This window comes from Nibrella saemangeumensis, from assembly GCF_039541915.1.
Classification (GTDB): Bacteria; Bacteroidota; Bacteroidia; order Cytophagales; family Spirosomataceae; genus Nibrella; species Nibrella saemangeumensis.
This window is the reverse complement of sequence record NZ_BAABHD010000029.1, coordinates 442,433-462,403: the sequence shown is the minus strand read 5'-3', so window position 1 is coordinate 462,403 and position 19,971 is coordinate 442,433. Positions and strand designations below refer to the sequence as shown.

Annotated in this window: 11 protein-coding genes; 4 read left to right on the top strand and 7 right to left on the bottom strand. The window is 55.1% G+C overall.

The genetic code is table 11. The features are described 5' to 3' along the window. Positions 1–131: 131 nt before the first annotated feature. On the top strand, positions 132–1,076 hold the full coding sequence (locus ABD949_RS15040; RefSeq protein ID WP_345244668.1) for a GNAT family N-acetyltransferase: 945 nt from the start codon (positions 132–134) through the stop codon (positions 1,074–1,076). Here the strand turns inward: ABD949_RS15040 and ABD949_RS15035 are convergent. Further along, the gene (locus ABD949_RS15035; RefSeq protein WP_345244667.1) at positions 1,071–3,221 is read right to left on the bottom strand and encodes a beta-galactosidase trimerization domain-containing protein; all 2,151 of its coding nucleotides are present in this window, start codon (positions 3,219–3,221) and stop codon (positions 1,071–1,073) included. The genes ABD949_RS15040 and ABD949_RS15035 overlap by 6 nt on opposite strands. A gap of 137 nt (positions 3,222–3,358) precedes the next feature. Between ABD949_RS15035 and ABD949_RS15030 the strand changes: the two genes are divergently transcribed. From ABD949_RS15030 to ABD949_RS15020, 3 genes are all read left to right on the top strand, one after another. Further along, positions 3,359–4,231, top strand: a complete 873-nt coding sequence (locus tag ABD949_RS15030; protein ID WP_345244666.1) for a glycosyltransferase family protein — start codon at positions 3,359–3,361, stop codon at positions 4,229–4,231. Between the two features lie 146 nt (positions 4,232–4,377). Beyond that, on the top strand, positions 4,378–5,412 hold the full coding sequence (locus ABD949_RS15025; protein WP_345244665.1) for a WD40 repeat domain-containing protein: 1,035 nt from the start codon (positions 4,378–4,380) through the stop codon (positions 5,410–5,412). Positions 5,413–5,513: 101 nt separating this feature from the next. Continuing rightward, positions 5,514–6,107: a Crp/Fnr family transcriptional regulator gene (locus ABD949_RS15020; RefSeq protein WP_345244664.1), complete on the top strand. Its 594-nt coding sequence runs from the start codon at positions 5,514–5,516 to the stop codon at positions 6,105–6,107. 186 nt (positions 6,108–6,293) lie between these two features. On the opposite strand, the gene ABD949_RS15015 is transcribed toward ABD949_RS15020, so the two are convergent. The 6 genes from ABD949_RS15015 to ABD949_RS14990 all read right to left on the bottom strand — a co-directional run bounded on the left by ABD949_RS15015 (position 6,294) and on the right by ABD949_RS14990 (position 19,841). After that, complete coding sequence (locus ABD949_RS15015) at positions 6,294–8,210, bottom strand: FG-GAP-like repeat-containing protein (RefSeq protein ID WP_345244663.1); 1,917 nt, start codon at positions 8,208–8,210, stop codon at positions 6,294–6,296. 314 nt (positions 8,211–8,524) lie between these two features. Next, positions 8,525–10,291, bottom strand: a complete 1,767-nt coding sequence (locus tag ABD949_RS15010) for a T9SS type A sorting domain-containing protein (protein WP_425576756.1) — start codon at positions 10,289–10,291, stop codon at positions 8,525–8,527. Positions 10,292–10,681: 390 nt separating this feature from the next. Beyond that, entirely contained in the window at positions 10,682–15,052 is a 4,371-nt protein-coding gene (locus tag ABD949_RS15005; RefSeq protein WP_345244662.1) for a hybrid sensor histidine kinase/response regulator transcription factor, read from the bottom strand. A 293-nt stretch (positions 15,053–15,345) separates the two neighbouring features. Further along, a complete protein-coding gene (locus ABD949_RS15000; protein WP_345244661.1) occupies positions 15,346–17,619 on the bottom strand; it encodes a T9SS type A sorting domain-containing protein in 2,274 nt (757 codons plus the stop codon). A gap of 80 nt (positions 17,620–17,699) precedes the next feature. Beyond that, a complete protein-coding gene (locus ABD949_RS14995; protein ID WP_345244660.1) occupies positions 17,700–17,867 on the bottom strand; it encodes a hypothetical protein in 168 nt (55 codons plus the stop codon). A 231-nt stretch (positions 17,868–18,098) separates the two neighbouring features. Next, a complete protein-coding gene (locus ABD949_RS14990; protein ID WP_345244659.1) occupies positions 18,099–19,841 on the bottom strand; it encodes a tetratricopeptide repeat protein in 1,743 nt (580 codons plus the stop codon). Positions 19,842–19,971: the final 130 nt, after the last annotated feature.

Genomic DNA, 19,971 nt, shown 5'->3' with positions numbered 1-19,971 from the left:
GCCGCTGCCGGGCCTGCTGGCGCATGAAAGAGCTTCGCACAAGCTTCATATCTGGCGACAGCCATATTTGTGCGCCAGCAGGCCCGGCAGCGGCCGACCGCCTTTAGGGCTGGGGTAAAAAACTAACCCCTGTGTCCCCCCAACTCCTCTCCCGCGCTCAAATCAACGACGTTGCCTGGAACCAGTGCGTAAAGCGGTCACCGCAGCGGGTGATGTATGGCTATACCTGGTATCTGGATTGTGTTGCCTGGCGATGGGCGGGTCTGGTCATACCAGGCAAGGCAGGCGCGTATCAGGCGGTAATGCCGGTGCCGCTGCGCCGGAAGTTTGGCCGGTGGGTGGTGCACCAGCCGCTGTTCTGCCAGTTTCTGGGCGTATTTGCACAAGGGGACGCCCCTGATGTGCTGCCCTTTTATGAGGCTATGCAGCAGCATTTCCGGTATTGCTCAGTTTATGCTACACCGCAGCACCCACCCGATTTACCGGGCTTGCAGATCTATCCGTATTATACCCACGTGCTTGATCTGTCACCGGGGTATGACGTTATCCGGCAAGGTTATAGCCGTGATCGCCAACTGAACCTGCGCCGGGCTGAGGCTGCCCACTGGACAGTTACGGAGGAGGAGAATATTGAGCCATTGCTGCAACTATTCCGGTGCAACCATGCCGACAGCATACCCGGCACCGTGGCCAATTGGGCGTATGACCAGCTGCGAACGTTGTATGCTGCGTTGCATAAACGGGGGTTAATCACGCTTCGGTACACCCGCCGGGCCGGCTCCATCGAAGCCGGTGCCCTCTTTGTGCAGGAGGGCAACCGGATCGTTTACCTGTTCAACGCAGCTACGGAAAGTGGCCGGCGCGGCAATGCCCGGACGCTGCTAATTGACCAACTCTTGCAGGAAAAAGCCGGCCAGCCGCTGCTTTTTGACTTTGAGAGTCCCGAAAAACCATCCATTGCCGGGTTTTATCAAAGCTTTGGCGCGGTGGCGCAGCCGTACTGGACGGTGCGGTACAGCCGGCTGAGTCCGCTTGAAAAAGGGATTCAGCAGTTTATCCGACGGTGGCGGTCATGAGATGGCAATCATCTGGTGGCCGCGCAGTTCCGGCACGGTGAAGACGATGCGGTCACCGGATTGTTTGAACGGAATCGCTTTATTTTCCGGCACCCGCATCACGCTTTTCACCCGGCCCGGCGTTTTGACCGATACCGCTACATTGTACAGCGGAATTACATCTTCCAGTACATCAAATGCGGTGCCCCGCCGTTCGGGTACGTAGTGCAGCAGGTGGAGTACGCTTCGGTTCTGGGGGGCCTGCCGGTTCAGGGCCGCCATTAATGTAGTAGGTGCCCCCGGCGTTTGCACCAGCGGGTCGGGCAGCAGGCGGTCAACCGCGTTCAGTACCAGCTTTTTGCACCAGCTTGGGGCATTCTGGGCGTATTGGCTGAAAATCGGGTGGGCAAAATAAATGACTTTACCGGTCTGCACCACTGCCGGATAGCCCGCCTTACCTGATGAGGGCGTGTGCCGGTGCGAGACGAAATGCTGATACGTCCGGTTAAAATACGGTACGTTGGTCATAGCCAGTACGGTGGCCGTGACCGGCTTTACCTCCATGGCCTTCTGGTAAACGACCAACTCGGTAGCCGGCAGTCCGGCGCTAATGCCTTCGCCGGAGGAGACAATGAAGTCAGGGCTGTACGGAGCCTCGCCAACCAGTGAAATACCGAAGGCCGAGCTGCCGAAATCCTTTTTGTCTGGCCGCAGCCCCGAACTGTGCGACGCAATAACGGAACCACCGCCGGCCAGATAACCCTCCAGTTTCTGCTTCATGGCATCAGTCATCACCACCTGGTCGGGCAGAATCACCACTTTATACGGTGACCAGTCGCTCAGCACATCGATCACGTCGAACTGATGCTTACCTTCCTGGAGCATCCGAACGGCACCCATCATTGGCTCCGGCACCCGCGCTGAGGTTTCCAGCGGCTGCATCTCTTCGATGGTCACGATGCCGATGTCGACCAGCGGCCGGGCTCCCTGGCACCAGGGTTCCTTTTGTTCCACCTGCCGGTACACATGGCCAATGAGATCGTAGGTAGCCGCGTCGAGTTTGCCGTTGGGCGGCAGTTGATCGCCGATAGAACATTTTCCGGTCATAGCCAGCATATTGAAGCACTCGAACTCCAGAGCCGCCTGGTTTTTCAGGGAATGAAAATCACCCCAGGAGGTATGAAACTTGCCGGTCATACCCATAAAGTCTTTGCCCAGCGTACGGGCGTAGCGCGATGTCAGCGGGTAGTGCAGATACCCCCAGCCCCCACTCGGCAGTGATTCCAGTTCCAGGTGCGTATAGGTGGGCAGCGGTCGGCGGATATACGGCCCGATATGCCCGCTGTTGTAGAAGATAGACGCGTTTTGGTCCAGCTTACGAATGAACGCCGTGAGGTCTTCGCGCCATTCCACCATCACATCACTGTAAAAGTGCATCCGGTCGGCGGAGCGGGCCGGGTCCAGTCCCTTTTTGCGCATCTGCCGGATGTTATGCGGGTTTGACGAATCCAGTACTTTGATGATGTCCAGGAAGAGCCCATCTACCGGCACCGTCTCGAAGAGTTCGCCAATATACCGTTTCAGGAAATCGCGGTAGGGGGTATTCACGTCGAGGTAGCGATAGAAGCCGGCTTCGTAAGGCTCGGTGCCGTAGGGTTTGCCATGTTCGTCCACAATTACCCATTCGGGGTGTTCATTGGCGGTAAAGTAATCCCACTGTACGGTTACGTACACCGGCACCCGGATGTTTCGTTTGTGGCAGGCTTCAATCTGTTCTTTCAGCAGGTTTCGTTTCAGGTGGGGGTGGTGCCGATCCGGAAACAGTTTGGTGTCGTGGTAGATCAGCCCGTGGTGGCAGCGGCCAAAGCAGGTGACCGAGTTCACTCTGGCCTTATCCAGCGTAGCGGCAAACTCTTCGGGGTCAAATCTGCCGGCAATGTCCTCTATCAACTCACTGGTGTGATAATCGAGGTGAATCTGCCGGAACCGCAACGCAAACGGGCTGTCGGCAGGTAGTGCAGAGGCAGGTCCGGATTGGTTATCCGGACCCAAACTGCCGGCGAGACTGTATTCTGCCTGTACACCTTTAGCATATATCGGTTGGGCCACCAGCAAGCCGGCGGCACTCAGCGTAGACTGTTTCAGAAAGGCCCTTCGGTTAAACATAGGTCAGCAGTTACGGAGTAGTATGATTTGTCTTCTTATAGAGACAGAATTTCGGGTAGTTTACCCTGGCTGGGCATGACTTCTTTTCGGGCAAAAGGGTGTAAATTTGTCGGCTTAGTATCTTGTTTGCTCCTGTAATGAAAGTCGCCGGCTTCAGCTTTATCCGCAATGCCATTCAATACGATTACCCTATTGTCGAAGCCATTCAGTCCATCCTGCCGGTTTGCGATGAGTTTGTGATCGCCGTCGGTCGCTCCGAGGATGAGACTCTTGCCCTGGTACAATCCATCGATTCGCCGAAAATCAGGATTATAGAAACCGTTTGGGATAATACGCTGCGGGAAGGTGGTCGCGTACTGGCTGTGGAGACCGATAAAGCCCTTGCCGCTATTGCGCCGGATGCCGACTGGGCGTTTTATATTCAGGGCGACGAGGTGCTGCCGGAGACATACCTGCCCGAGGTGCGCCGGGCCATGGAGCAGTACCTGGATCAGCCGGCGGTAGAAGGCCTCCTGTTTAACTACCGGCACTTCTACGGCTCCTACCGCTACGTGGCCGATTCGAGAAAGTGGTACCGGCGCGAAGTCCGGATCGTGCGCAATACCGGTAATGTGGTGGCTTACCGCGACGCGCAGGGCTTCCGCACCCGCGACAATCGCAAACTGAACGTCAAGCTTATTGATGCCTGGATGCACCATTACGGCTGGGTGAAGCCGCCGGAAAAACAGGCCGGTAAACTGAGCAACTTCGGGCGCTACTGGCATACCGACCAGCAGATGGCGCAGGTGCGGCAGGAGCTACAGAATTTCGACTACAGCGGCATCGACTCGCTTGCCCTGTTTACCGGGCAGCATCCCCTCGTGATGCAGGACCGCATTAATCGGGCAGACTGGAATTTTCAATTTGACATTCGGCAGAAGAAGCTGTCTATCAGGAACCGCCTGCTGGCGCTGATCGAAGCCGTAACGGGCTGGCGGGCGGGGGAGTACAAGAATTACAAATTGATCTAGGGAGAGACCCTTTTCAGTACGGGGAAGGTCGCTTATCCTGCTATTCTACCGTTCATCATTTTAATGGCTAGTGTGTATTGCATAGTAGCTTAGAAAAAAAGCATCTTTGCTAAACACACATCGTCTGAACCATTGACCTGTTGATTATGAAGTTTGTCTCCCTAACGGTTGTAGCTATTCTGCTCACGGCAGGCTACTCCGAATTTCTGTACAAAGCCAACGTGGTTGATGGTGGCATGGCTACTTTATCGAACGTTTTCACTGGCCATACAAACAAAGTGTGGGCTGTGCGCTTTAGCCCCGACGGAGCCCTGGTAGCCAGCGGGAGTGTAGACAGTACCGTCAGAATCTGGAAAAAGACCACCGGTGAGGTCATTCAGACACTGAAACACTCCATGGGTGTGACGCATCTGGAGTTTAGTCCGGATGGGCAATACATCGCAACCGGCAGCTATGATGCCATTGTAAGGCTGTGGAGGGTTTCGGATGGTAGTCTGGTCAGGTGTTTTCCGGGTCATGCTAAAACCGTATGGACCCTTGCCTTTAGTCCGGATGGAAAAACGCTGGCGGTCAGTGGGGAAGATGCTGTTATTACGCTTTGGAATGTAGCGCAGGGAAGCCATGTCCGCACGGTAAAGGGCCATGACCGAACGGTATGGTCAATCCGGTTTAGTCCGGACGGCACCAAGCTGGCCAGCGGCAGCTTTGATAATACCCTGAAGTTTTGGGATGCCCATACCGGCAAATTGATCCGAACCCTGGAAGGCCATACGGAGGCCATTGTGGATGTTGCCTTCAGTCCGGATGGCCAAACGCTGGCGAGCGGAAGTGATGATAAAACGGTAAAGCTGTGGAATGTCAACGACGGTCACCTGCTCCGTACGCTCCAGGGCGATTCTGAATGCGTGTACGGCATTGCCTTCAGCCCGGACGGCAGGCGAATCGTGAGTGGCAGCCGGGACAAGCCGGCCATCGGTGAAGTCGTCCAGAATTTTTTTGGCGACTCAAAGGTCAACAAAGGCGTTTCCATGCGGCTTTGGGATGTCGCAACAGGTAAGCTCCTGCAAACGTTTGCCGAGCATAGCAATGAAGTCAACGATGTGGCGTATAGCCCGGATGGTGAGTGGATTGCCAGCGCCAGCGCCGACAAAACGGTTCAGGTGTGGCGGTTAGCCCGGTAACTTAGGATGGATATGCCGAATAGTAACGCTCCCAATCGCTATATTTAGGGGAAGACAGCCTTTTAGAGCAATAGTAATGCTATCAGGCTGCCCGTTCGTCTATGAATGAGCTTCAGCAAAATGTGTTTACATCCATCATCAATGGCCATCATACAGTTTTGCCTTCTTCGATGCATAAGCTTCTGGAGAGCTGCCAGATCAGGCATCTGACTAAAGATGAATTCCTGACTCAGGAGCACCAGCCCGATACGTATGAGTACTTTTTGCTGGAAGGACTCGTTCACCGCAGTCTCTTGGGCGAACATGGGGAATATGTCACCACAGGCTTTTATACGGCTCCAACCGTAGTAACGCCCCATTTTGCCCGTACCGTTACCGGAAGGAGTCTGTTTACCCTGCAGGCGCTTACTCCTGCCTGTGTCGCTTATATGCCCGTGGCAGCCCTGGATGCCCTCCGCTATTCACTAGACGACGTAAAGCGGTTCGGGCAGGATGTTCTGGCCGATGAACTACGCCAGAGTATTCACCACGAAGTGGCGTTTCGCGCCTGGAGTGCCAAAGAACGTCTGTTGGACCTTCGCCAAGCGTATCCGAATCTGGAGAACCTGGTGCCCCATTCGTTAATAGCTTCGTATCTGGGCATTACACCCGTGTCGTTCAGCCGGCTCCGGCATGAACTGGCGCAACACCGCTGAGTAGAGCTTTCCAGACTCCGGCGTAGCCCATTGATTTTCCGGATCTTCCGTTTCTTTCCTTGTTTAACAATTAACAGCCTGAGTTTCGTCAGCCTGCCAGCATATTTAAGCGAAGGCGAATGCGCTGGCAGGCTGACGATACCCAGGCCATGCTGGTACGAATTATCCCTTATTCAGGACAACCGCTTATTGCCCTTTAAGAACCCTGATGGTTTTGTGCTGATCCGGGGTGCTGACCTGCAAGAGGTACACCCCCGGCAGGCTGCCTACCTGCAGTACCACCCGCTGCCGAGCCTGGGCCTGCTCTACCTGCTGTTGATCGAGTGTACGACCCTGTGGGCTCACCAGCGCTACCCGCAGGGCTTGCCCGGCGGCTCCGCTAATCAGGACTTCTACCTGCTGACTACTCACCGGATTGCCCAGCACCTGCACCTGCAGCTCAGGATGAGCTGGCTCGGCGCTCAGGCGGGCGTTGGCAGGCGAGGGGCTACAGGCACCCAGCTGATCACCATGCGCCAGGTGGTCCTGCATGCCTTCTTTATCCACACACAACATATTTCCGTTGTGACACACCAGGTACTTGGCTTTTTTGCCGTTCTGCGGCTCGCAGTCATAGATGTCCACCACACCGTCGTTATCATCATCCTCATCACAAATGTCGCCTTGGCCATCTTGGTCAAAGTCGGCCTGGTTGGCATTGGCCAGCAGGGAGCAGTTGTCCTGGGCATCGGCTACGCCATCGTTATCATCATCCGTATCGCACACGTTGCCCTGACCATCACTATCGGTGTCGAGTTGATCGGCATTGGCGGTTAGAGGACAGTTGTCTACTTCATCGTTTACCCCATCATTATCACCGTCGCTGTCCAGCACACACATATTTAGTAAAACACCCAAATTGTTGTTGGAATTTGCCACGACCAGATCAGGCTTTCCATCGCCGTTGAAGTCGCCGGTTGATATACCAAGTGGCTGGTCGCCACCGGAGGGAAATGTGGTAGCAATTGAAAAGGTACCATCACCATTGCCCAGCAGCACCCCCACATTGTCGAAGGATAGATTTGTCACCGCCAGATCAGGCTTTCCATCGCCGTTGAAGTCGCCGGTTGATATACCATATGGCTGACCACCACCGGTGGGGTAGGTGGCGACAGATGCAAAGGTGCCATCACCATTGTTCAGGAAGATGCCAACTCTGTCGGAGGATAGATTTGCCACCACCAGATCTAGTTTACCATCGCCGTTGAAGTCGCCGGTTGTTACGTCCCTGGGAGCCCCACCACCGGTGGGGTAAGTGGCGGCAGATGCAAAGGTGCCATCGCCATTGCCAGGCAGGATGCTAACATCATTAGAGACTCCATTCGTCACCGCCAGATCGAGTTTACCATCGCCGTTGAAGTCGCCGGTGGCGATGCCAAATGGCACGTCGCCACCGGAGGGGTAGGTGGTGGCAGCCGCGAAGGTGCCATCGCCATTGCCCAGCAGCACACCCACATTGTCGGAGGATAGATTTGTCACCGCCAGATCAGGCTTTCCATCGCCGTTGAAGTCGCCGGTTGTTATACCAAGTGGCTCGTTTCCACCGGAGAGGTAGAGGGTGACAGCCGCGAAGGTGCCATCGCCATTGCCCAGCAGCACACCCACATTGTCGGAGTTAAAATTTGTCACCGCCAGATCGAGTTTACCATCGCCGTTGAAGTCGCCGGTTGTTATATCAAATGGCACACCTCCACCGGAGGGGTAGGTGGTGGCAGGCAAAAAGGTGCTATTACCACTGCCCAGCAGTACACCAACATTGTTGGAGCCAGCGTTCGTTACTGCTACATCGGGATTGCCATCGCCGTTGAAGTCCCCCGTGATTGTATAATTAAGGCTATTACCGCCGGAGCTATAAGGTACTGCCGGTGTAAAGCTGGGGGTAGAGCAACCACCGCTTTGGGCACTCACATTCAGCACACCGGCTAGAAGCACTGGCAGGATCCATACGGCACGGGAGCAGGTTACTAGCCAGCCAGGACATTGCCGCTGCGAACTTCGGCGGATGAACAAGTTGGGGGAGATCTCGAGGGTTCGCTGAGCGAACGAAGTAAAAAGTAGATACATAGTCAGTACGCTGAGTGGTTTAAGAGACGATACAACAGCAGGATAAACGTATGGATATTCACCCAGAATGAGGTGCACTATTGTTCAGAAAAGGTGCAGTATTGTTCAGCCCCGGGCTGATTAGTGATAATTTCCGGGAGAATGCTTCGGGGCTGGGCGTTATTACGGTTGTGGAGCTACTTATCTCCGCTTCTCCAGACCATGTTTCATTCGGCAACTTCACAGATAGTCGGGGTGCTACACTAAAAACCAGTCAGCAGGTCCAGCTTCTGCTGAGCCTGCTGACTGGTTGCGCTAACTCCACAAGGAAAGGCTTACTGGGCTTTCAGAAGCCGCACGGTTTGACTCTCTTTAGTGGTGCTCACCCGCAAGAGGTACACTCCAGGGGTGCGGCCCACCTCCAGCTGCAAGTCCTGCTCAGCCTGGGCTTGCTCCACCTGCTGCTGGGCCACAGCACGGCCTTGTAGGTTGACCACTTCCACCCACAAGCGCTGCCCACCGGCACCCCGCACCAGGGCTCTCACCTGCTCACCCTGCATCGGATTACCCAGCACCATCACCTCCAGGCCTTGCTCGGCACTGGCGACGCGGGCAGTAGCATTGCTGCAGGCGGTGGGGGTAAAGCTGATAGAAACCTCCGTGTAGCCTCCGCTGGCATTACGCTGGCGGACCCGCAGCTTCAGCTCCTGGCCGATGTGTTTATCCTGCACGATAAAGGTATTGCTGCTGACGCTCTCCCAGCCGGTAGTTACACTGGCAATTTGGTATTCCATCACCCCCCCGTTTCCTCCTGTGGTGCGCAGGGTCAACTGCCGGGTAGCGCAGCTATAGACCGGAGCAATCATCTGCAGGGGAGCGGCCTGCACCACCACTGTAGCGGAGGCTGACGGACTGGTGCTGGCGCCCAGCTGGCAGCTTGCCGAGTAAACAAAGGTACCGGTCTGGGTGGTGGGTACCTGAATGGTACTGGAGCTGCCGCTGCTGCCATTGGGGCCCGTCCAGGCGATGGTAGTACCCGCTGGGCAACCCTGCACCTCCAGCACGACGGGTCCGGAGTACTGGGGTACGGTGACGGCGGACTGACCGGCGGGGTAGGTGGCCCCTCCAGCCTGGGTCAACAGGGTTGGTGGCGAGTTGTTTGGATTACAGTTAGCTTGCACCTCGGCCAGGGTAGCGCAACCCGGCGCATTCCCCGAGATTTGGGTTCTGTCAGGATAAGCCGCTACAAACTGGCAAACGCTGGCAATAGCACAGGTAGTGAGCTTAGCGTTGTTGTTGATTAGCAAGTTTCCACCAATGCTGGTGAGCATCTCCAGACCGGTCAGACTCGTCAGCTCAGGATTATTTTGAATCCGCACATCTCTTCCTACTGAGGCCAACCTGCTCAACGCGGCTATATTGGCCAGCTTGGCGTTGTTGAGGATTCGGAAGTCTATATTATTACTCCCTCTGTATCCAATCTTGGTTAGCTTTTCCAGACCGGTCAGACTCGTCAGTTGGGGATTACCTACAATCTGCATCTCTTCTCCAACTGAACTTAATCTGCTCAGCCCGGCAAGACTGCTAAGTTTAGCGTTGCCCGAAATATACATACCTGCAGGATACATCACCTCTCCAACTGCGGTTAGGTTATTTAGGCCAACAAGACTCGTCAGCTCGGAATTGTTGGAAATACGTACAACACCGCCTACCATATATAGCCCGTTCAGTCCGGTCAGACTGGTAAGTTTGCTATTGTTAATGATAGATAAGTCTCCGTTTCTAAGTTCTCGCAGGTTCCCCAGACCGGTCAGACTTGTTAGTTCGGGATTGCTTTGAATCTGCAAATGATATCCTAAAAAATCCAACCGCGCCAACGCGGCTATACTGGTAAGCTTCACATTATTTAAGATGTTCAAGCTTCTACTAATCTCCGTCAACTTCTCCAGACCGGTCAGACTCGTCAGCTCAGGATTGTTTTGAATTAGCAAGTCTCCTCTTTCTATTGATATCAAACTGTTCAATCCGGCAAGACTGATAAGTTGCGGGTTATTTTGAATAATCAAACTACCATAATTACTTATACGTTGCAGATTGGCCATCGGACTCAAATCAGTGATGTCGTCCCCTTCAATACGTATTGTTCCATCGTACTGGGTACAGGTGGAAGGGAAAGCATTCACCTGAGCCTGGCTGCTGAGCCATATATTACCAGAGCACTGGGCCCACGCGCTCAGGCTAGGCAGGCCTAGCAACAGCAGCATGCATATGGCACGTAAGCCCGACGTTAGCCAGTTGGTTCGATGCCGCTGCGAACTTCGGCGGGTGAACAAGCTGGGGGAGATCTCGAGGGTTCGCTGAGCGAACGAGGTAAAAAGTAGATACATAGTCAGTACGCTGAGTGGTTTAAGAGATGATACAACAGCGGTACAAGAGTAGGGCTACCCCCGCCAAAAATGGTGCACTATTGTTCCGAAAAGGTGCAGTATTGTTCAGCCCCCGGCCAAATGGCGGTAATTTCCGGGAGAAACGCCAAATTCCTCAGAGAACAACCGGCTGAAATATTTCGGATTGTCGAAGCCCACGGCGTAGGCTACTTCCGAAACGTTTAGTTTCGTAGTGGTTAATAACATCTGCGCCTTGCGTAACCGCAGGGCGCGCACATAGCGGCTGATCGACATGCCCGTCAGGGCCGTTAACTTCAGGTGCAGCGTGGTCCGGCCCATGCCCAACTGCTGGCAAATGGTTTCCACCGAAAGTTCGGGGCTTTCCAGTTGGGCTTCTACCGTAGTCCGGAGCTTCATCAGAAAAGCATCTTCCAGAGCATCGACGGCGTCGACCGGGGTCTCTTCAGCAGGAATAGCGTCCGGCCTGGATAGGTCCGGCCTGGTATGGTCCAGCGGGGTGCCGTTCAGCGGGCTGCTGCCCAGCGCCAGTTGACTGTAGTAGGTCTGCATCTGCCGCCGGGTCTGAATCAGGTTACCCAGCACAATCAGGAGTTCTTCCCGCAGGAAGGGTTTAGTCAGGTAAGCATCGGCCCCGCGCCGTAAGCCGGCAATACGATCACTCACGGCCGCCCGGGCCGTCAGCAGAACAACGGGGATGTGACTGGTTCGCTGGTCATTCTTCAGCGTATCGCATAGCTCAAATCCATCTTTGAGGGGCATCATCACGTCGCTGAGGATTATGTCCGGCACCTGCTCCAGCGCCAGATCAATGCCGACTTGTCCATTTTCGGCCCTGATCACCCGGTAGTCGGTTCCGAGGCAGCTCTGAATGTACGCGGCTATATCGTCATTATCCTCTGCCAGCAACAGCAAGGGTCCGTCGCCGGAAGTGACCGGTTCCGGTTCGTCTTGCTGAATGGGCTCGGGGCTGACCTGTACCGGAGTGGGTTCTAGTTCTTCGGCAGGCTGAGCCTGACGGGTAAGCGGTATACTGACTACAAACTCGGCCCCGCCAAGGTCGTCGTGGTTCCGAACGGCCAGTCCACCCTGCATAAGCTGCACCAGTTCCCGCACCAGCGACAGCCCAATGCCGGTGCCGTTAACCGGTGAAGCCGACTGATTGTCTGCCATACGTGGCCCGGCCGAACGCGGCCCGGCCATTCGTGGCTCGGCCTGGAAAAATCGGCCAAAGACTTTCGGCAGGCTGGTCGGTTCAATACCGGGTCCGGTATCGCTGACGCTGAACTGAATCCACGGGCCATCCAGCCTGGGACCATCCAGCCTGGGACCGTCCAGCCCGGGATCATCCAGATAGGCGGTTGGGGTAAGTTCCTCGTAAAATCCCTGTACGCATAGAGGCTGCCAGTTTTCCAGAATCTTTAGCTGATAGTAAATATGCCCGCCCGCCGGGGTAAACTTGAGGGCATTGGCCAGCAGGTTGGAAAGGATATCCTGAAGCTTGTTCTGATCAAAATCAGCTTCAGCCGTTTTTTCCGCCAACAGCACATGCAGTTGAATCCCCCTGGCCTGAGCCAGCGATTGAAACGATTCGCCAACGTACCTGGCAAAGCCTACCAGATCGGCCCGCACCAGCTGTAGGTGCATCTCGCCGGCTTCTAGTTTGGAAAGGTCAAGAATCTGGTTGATCAGCCGCAGCAGATTCGAGCCGTGGCGGCTGATCAGGCCGGCCGCCTTATGAACTACGGCCGGTTTTGCCTCCGGCTTATAGGTCGCCAGGTCGGCGGCCATGCCCAGAATTACGGTAAGGGGCGTACGAAACTCATGCGAAATGTTAGCAAAAAACCGGGAGCGGGCTTCGTTGAGCCGGAGCAGATCCTGCGCCTGCTGCTCAATGGTTTCTTTATCGGCCTCAATGCGGGCTGTGGCCTGATGAATCTCCCGCTGCAACCGGATCTGTTCGCGCTGATGCCGCCAGATCCGCCAGCGTAGCCACGCCCATATACCGGCACCTACCAGCAGGGCCGTAAGGACCAGAAACCAGCTGCGCAGATAAAACGGCCGCACCACCGATACGTTGATGGACAGCGTATTGCCCGACCATTGTCCGTCGGCCGCCTGTGCTTTTATCAGTAGCTGATGGTCACCATAGGGCAGGTTACTCAGCCGTAGGGTGGGCTCCGTCTGGAAGGTCCATTCTGTATCGATGCCCTTAATCTGGTATGCATACACGTTTTTGTCGGCGTTGGTGTAATTAAGCAGGGCAAACTCCATCACACTCGAGCGGTCGCCGGGCGGTATGGTGATGGTGTTCGTCCTGACTACTTCATCTGTTTTATCGACAAGCTTATCCGTCGCATCGTCATACTGCCGAAACGAAGTAATGCGCAGCGGTAACCCGTCGGCCGGTCTATGTGTCTTAAAATCGCGGGGGTCAAAGGCGGTAATGCCATTGAGTCCGCCAAAATAGATCCGGCCGTCTTTATCCTGATAATGCGCAATTCGGTTGAACTCATTGTTGGTTATGCCATCTTCCACAAAGTATGCATACGTGGTGAACCGGACAGGGTCGAACTGCATGATACCAAAATCACTGCTCATCCAGAGGTGGCCCCGGTGGTCAGGGTAGACGGCGTAGATATTATCATTGGATAAGCCTTCGCTGCGCCGGAACTGCCGATACCGGCTTTGCCGACGGTCCCACCGAATGAGTCCCGCGTTGGCCGTAGCCAGCCAGTAGATGCCCTGGGGATCCTGGTAAAAATGCTGGTAATTCTCGGCAGGCAGGTAAAAGCGCCCCTTACCTCCGCTCCAGTACCGGGCTGTTATGCCTTTTTTCGGGTCCAGGGTGTATAAGCCGGTATTGGCACAGAGCCAGAGGGTGCCCTGCCGGTCGGGAGCGATATGCAGGATATGGGCCTGAGCCAGTTCAGTAAATTGATTGTACTGCGTAAATGGTCGTACCTGCTCCCGTTTTGGCTCAAACAACAAAAGGCCTGGTTGACCACCTACTAACCATTGCTCCAAATCAACTGGGTGAAGGGTCCACATGATGTATCCTGCGGGAAGGGCCATACTGGAACTGGCTCCGGTTACCGGTGTGTAACGCAGGAGTTGACCAACAGTGCCGACATGGAGGGTACCCTGCTCATCGTGGGTTAACCCATAGGCGCGGATAAAAGCAGGCCCCCCTTGTAGTATGAATACCTTCTTTGGGGGGCCGCCCAGCCGGTATGACCTATACAGACCCTGGTTCTCCCGGTTGGCGTATACCTGATCGCCCAGCACGGTGATGCCTCGGATAGGCTCTATACTAGCCCCCTTGTCGGTTTCCTGGTATAACAACCGGTGAAAATTGTTTTTGGCCAAGTTGACCTGATATATGCCAAAACTGGTTCCCAGCCAAAACAGGCCATTGCGGTCACGGAAAAAACTTCGGTTGGTAATGGGCACGCCCGGTGTGTGAGGGGTAATGGTCAGGAGGTCTCCCTGAGTTGAATCCCGCAAACTCATCCCATCCCAGACTAAACCTGTCTGGTCGAAGGCGTAGCAAACCGGATAAATGGGCCGGTATAGCGAAGTCAGCAACGAATTCGGCCACTCCCGCCGTTGGCCGGACTCGTCTACACTATAAAATACATCCTGTGCCCGCTTTGCGGGGCCAGGGGCAAAATAGAAAAATTCGATACCGGCGTTTCGCTGCCCAAAACAGACGGTAATCGGCCCCTGAGAATGGGCAAACTGATTCAGGATACGGCCATCCGGCATCAACTCCAGCAGCAGCCTGTCATCCGCCACGGCCCAAACCGTATTGCGGGCCGTAACCTGAAAGGCAAACAGTTTCTTAAACTGTGGTAAGGCAGCATACCGCAGCCCGGTTTCAGGATGGTACGAAATTAGCCTGGCGGGTTGATGCTCCATAAAAAAAATGGTGCCGTTACTGCTGCTGAGCAGACGCTGGGGAACGTCAGACAACTTCAAGGAGACTGGCTTATTGAACCTCTCTTCGAAGGAAACAGCTTTATTCGTCTGAGGATTGAACAGGGTAATCTGCGGCTGACCGAAAGGGCCCATGAGCCATAATATTCCTTCGGCATCCTGGGCGATAGACTGGACATCGTCAAAATCGAGTCCATTCCGTTCTTTGGTGTATTGGGTAAATCTCTGCCCGTCGAAGCGGTTAAGGCCCAGCTTGGTACCGAACCACATAAAGCCCTGCTGGTCCTGAAAAATAGCGTTTACCTCCCGGTGTGCCAGGCCCTGCTCCGGTCCATAGTGTTTCACCGAAGCCACATACGGTTGGGCGGCATCCCGTTGGGCGGCACCCCGTTGGGCCGTATCCAGCGGGGCCTGGGCCGTGCTAGAGAAACAAAGCAGCAGGGCGATCACGAAGGCCAACCCTGTACTGACCAGACTAACTTGTTGATAGCCAACCCCAGCGCGCATGTCAGCCGTCACAATAAGCAAATCCTTTTGTCAGATTATATAGATAGACCACGTAGCCTTCTTGTAAGTAACTAAAAAAATCTATAACTGGCAAAGCGCAGGCTCATTATCTGCGCTTTTCTGACGCAAAAGGATTTGCAAAAAGTCAGGTCGTAGGCGGAGGCAGTGAGTTATGTACTCACTGCCTCCGCCTACGACCTGGTTACTGTAAGGTAAGCTATAACTGGTTTCAGGCTGATGCTTCACCCTTTTGACCCTGCGCAAAGCTATGGGCTATCAACCAGTACTTCAGTCAACGCACGACCTTATTGCCCTTTGAGCACCCTGATGGTTTTCTGCTGATCCGGTGTGCTGACATGCAACAGGTACACGCCCGGCAGGCTACCTATCTGCAGCACCACCCGCTGTTGGGGTTGGGCCTGCTCCACCTGCTGCTGCTCGACAAGGTGCCCCTGTAGACTCACCAGCGATATCCGCAGCGTTTGCCCGGCGGCTCCCCCAATCAGGGCTTCTACCTGCTGGCCACTCACGGGATTGCCCAGCACCTGTACGGTCAGCTCGCCCTGCTCTGCACTGCAGGCCTGGCGGGCATTCCTGCCCTTAGGTGTGTGAATCACAATCGAGCCCTCACCAATAGCCGTCGACAAGGCGGCATCATCGGCTGTGTGGCGCTGGTTGTCGTACACCACGGCTCCATCCTGCTTTTGCCAGATCTTGATGCGGAACTTATCGGCTTCTCCCCCTCCGTTGACTGCCCCATCGATGGCCGTCAGCATAAAGCCGTACTCACCCACCCCGTTGAGCGTACCTGACCCCTTGAACTGAGCCCGAGCACCCGCCACCGTCAGCCATTCGTAGACCGTACTCTTGAAGTGCAGGTTACCCAGGTGAAACTGGAACTCCGTATTGCCCGTAGGCACGGTGGCTCCTTTCTGGTACTTGGCCACAAAACCAAAGTTGGCCTGACCCGTCAGCGTGGGCTCTACACTATAGGCCCCGGCGGGCGAATCAATCCAGCCACCACCGGTGACAAAGCCTGCCGAGGGATCATAGGCTACGGCATATTCATAAGTCTGGGTGGCCGTGGCCCCACAGGCATCGGACAGCGTCAGGCTGATGCGGTGCACGCCGGCGGTGGTATAGGAGTGAGAGGCCGAAAGGGTACCGCCCCCCAGGCCGGTACTAATAGAGGCACTGGATCCATCTCCCCAGGCAATGCTGGCGGTAGTGAGGTTGTTATTGGCATCATACACTACCGCATCAACCGTAAAGGCCGTGTTAATAGGCAGGAGGTTGGTGCCCACCGTGAGTGTGGTGATGCTGGGGGCTACGTTGCTCTGACTGTTTACTGCCACACTGGCTACATACGAACAGGCTAAGCCATTGGTGACCGAAAAGTATACCGGATAGGTGCCTGTTGCTGAGTTACTGGCCGTAAATGTATTGGGACTGTAGGTACCGGCAACCGTGGTAAGAGCCGCATCCTTATACCAGGTTGTGCCAACGGTAAAGGAATTAGCCTCCCCTATTTGCAGGGCTGACGTAGCCGTGGGCCCGCAGGTTGTGATAGGAAGGGAGATCAAGGCGTTATTCGTCACATTGGGTATAGGGTTTCCTTGCGGGTAAGCCAGAATGCCATTGTTGCTAAAGCCCGTGTTGCTGTGTGCTCCGGCGGTACTAACGGTAAGCAGACCTTGGTTGCTAAAGGAACTGTTGTTATAAAAGGGCGCGAAAACGGATAGCGTAGCGCAGCCGCTATTGGTGAAGGTGGCGAAGTTTTCAAGGCCATAGGTTCCCACGCCCCCATTAGCACCGATAATGATGCTGGCCGCATTAGTAAAGGTGCCGGCGGTATAGTTGCGTATGCCACCGTAGGCTGAGCCATCAATTTGAAGGGTGCCTCCGGTGGTGTTGATGAAAGTAGCGTTGTTGTAAAGACCAAAGGAGCCCACAGGGGCACTGGCACCGATAATAATACTGGCCGCATTGGTGAAGGAGCCGGCGCGGCTATACAAGCCAGTATCGGTTGTGCGATCGATCTGAATAGTGCCTCCTGGGGTATTGTTAAAAATAGCATCGTTTAAAATACCATATCTTTCTAAAGAGGCAATATTGCCTATCACCAGCGCTCCGCTGTTGTTGACCGTGCCTTTGTTGTATAACGAGATAGTTAAGCCATTGATGAGTTTTGAGCCGTTGATGGTGAGGCTGGCGGTGTTTTGGATGGCGAGCGAAGCACTGCTCTGGACTTCTATAGAGTAAGCCAGGGCAATTGTGCCGGCACCAATAACCGGGTCGTTGGCTACATCCGGGATGATTACGTCATCGGTGGCGGTAGGCACATTGCCGGTGTTCCAGTTGGTGGCCGTGTTCCAGTCCGTGCTGGTGCTGCCGGTCCAGGTGGTCTGAGCCAGTGAGGTTAGGCTTGTCAGACACAGCAACAGCAGGACATATACCGGGCGAGGGCAGGAGGCTAGCCAGCTTAGGCTTTGCCGTTGCGGGCCTGGGCTGATAACCGGGAGCAGGGAGAAGCGGCTGCGGCCGGAAGAGGGGGTAAACCACGTAAAGGGTGACTGCATGATACTGGCGATTAATTGAGTTAAAAAGAAAGTTTGGTTGTGTGCTGCGGTAGTGAGTTGGGTACTCACCATACGTTAGGCTACTCCGTTATCAGCTTCCGCTGTTGTTGCTCAAGCTGGCGTACCTGGTAGTCATAATACAGCCATATGCTGCCCGCCAGCAGGGCAACACCCAGCAACAGAGCCAGGAGTTGCAGCAGCCATCGGCGTTGGTCGCTATTGGAAATCAGGACGAAGAATTGGCGCATCGGGGCAGGGGCTTGTTTCGCAAGAGCCGATGCAAAGCAGTGAAAAAGCAGCGTCCGGGCCTAATTAACACCGTAGACAAAGTGTAGACAAGGGTGTAGACAAAGCGTAGACAGTCTAGAGCTAAGATTTACTGAACCTCAACTTAGCTATTGTATACCAGGCGTTTGGAGAAATGAATGCAGTTGCCTGAGCAACCCGGTTTGTCTGACCTGGCAACGGGGGGGTGAAGCCTATAATTGCTGAATGAGATTGTCCAGGTTCGGATCGCCCTGGTGGTGTTCGAGCTTACGACGCAGCCGGTAGCGTGAGGTGCGGATGGTGTTCATGGTAACGCCCAGCATAAAGGCCATCTGTTTGGTCGAGATACCCAGCTTCAGTAGAGCCAGCAACCGAATCTCGGCCGGGGTTACCTCCGGGAAGTGTCGTTGCAGGGCAGCAAAAAAATCGGGGTACACATCCTCAAAGAGTTGCTTAAACTGTTGCCAGTCCACTTCGGTCAGGATCACCCGATTCAGCAGGTTATCCAGGGACGGTGGCTGGGGTGGGTGATCCTGGAGGGGAGGAGGACTGGCCTGATTCAACTCGGCCGATATGGTTTCAATTAGTTGGTTTTTCTCCTGCAGGTTGGCTACGTACTGGGTCAGCAAGGCCTCGGCCTGTTGCTGGCGGGCAAGCAGGACACGCTTCTCCTGCATCCGTTTCTGATGGTTTTGCCTAAGGGCGTAGGCACCTACCAGGGTTAATAACACCAGGGCCACCACAATGATGTTGCGTATGCGTACCGCGTTGGTCTTTTCCACCTCCAGGCTGTGCAGATCCCGCAAGTAACGCTCCGCGTTGACCCGGATTTGCGAAGCGGCTAACAGCTGAACATTGAACCGCACCCGCAGGGTATCCTGCAGCCGCAGGGACGAATCCAGATACATAGTGGCCTGCCGGTAGTCCCCCACCCGCTTGTGGTACAGGGTCTGGGCCTGGTAGTAGTGCAGATCATAATCAGACCAGGGTTTATTCTTAAAAAAGCCCTGGGATTTCTCAATGTAGGCTTTGGCTTTGCGGGTGCTATCGAGGGCGATTAACGCTTTAGCCAGATACAGAGCGGTGAGGGCCGCATTTTCAGGGACACTGATCCGGCTCAGTTCATAGCCGCGATACAGGTAAGGCAGCGCCTGCCTGAACTGCCGGCGCTCAATGAGGATATGCCCAACGGAGGTATTGGCAATGGCCGTATAGGCCGCGTCGTGGTGAGTCAGAGCCAGTTTCAGGGTTTGCAGGAAGTACGTCTGGGCCTGGGGATAGTTGCCCAATTGCAGATAGCAATGCCCGATGGCATTCAGGGCCGCCATTCGCAACCGCATGATTATAGGCGGGTAGCGTACGGAAGCCTGCATGTAACGAATGCAGGTGGGATACTCTCCAAAGCGATAATAAACATCGGCCAGGCCCCTCAGGTATTCACTAATCTCGGGGATATTGTCGTAGCCGATCTGGTCAAACGCCTGTTGGGCGCGCAACAGCCAGCGAAAGCACTCATCGAAGTGCTGGTGCTCAAACTCGTCCCGTCCCCTTAAGTACCAGTACGAGGCCTTCACCGCCAGCACGGGACACGCATCCATGTAAGCCGCTACCGCCACCGCATCGAGTCTGCTGGATTGTACACCTAACGCACCACGAAATAAGATCTTCTGCAGTTGAACGTACCAGTACAGACGCTGGTCCTCCTGCCGCTGAGCAAACTGAGCCAGCTGGGCCAGTTGGGTCAGTACAGCCGTCGAGTCCTTGGCGGTCAGGCCCTGAGGGTACTGGCCAACGTTCAGAAACGGAGAATGCTGCCAGAGTCGGAGGATACGCAGGTCGGTACTGAGTCGAAATAAGGTATCGACGCCGGTCCCCGCCTGAGCCACCGTCAGCCAGCTTATCCACGTAATGAAGACGCAACAGGTGCGGCACAGAAGCAGTCGGTTCCGAATCATAGATAAAGTGAAGCAGGGGCTGGTATACTCCCTGCCGGGAGGCTGGCCCGCAGACCGGCGCTGATGACAGGCTGGGTAGCAGTACCTGCTGTGTAACTATGCCGTATGCGACGGAACACCGGGGAAAGGT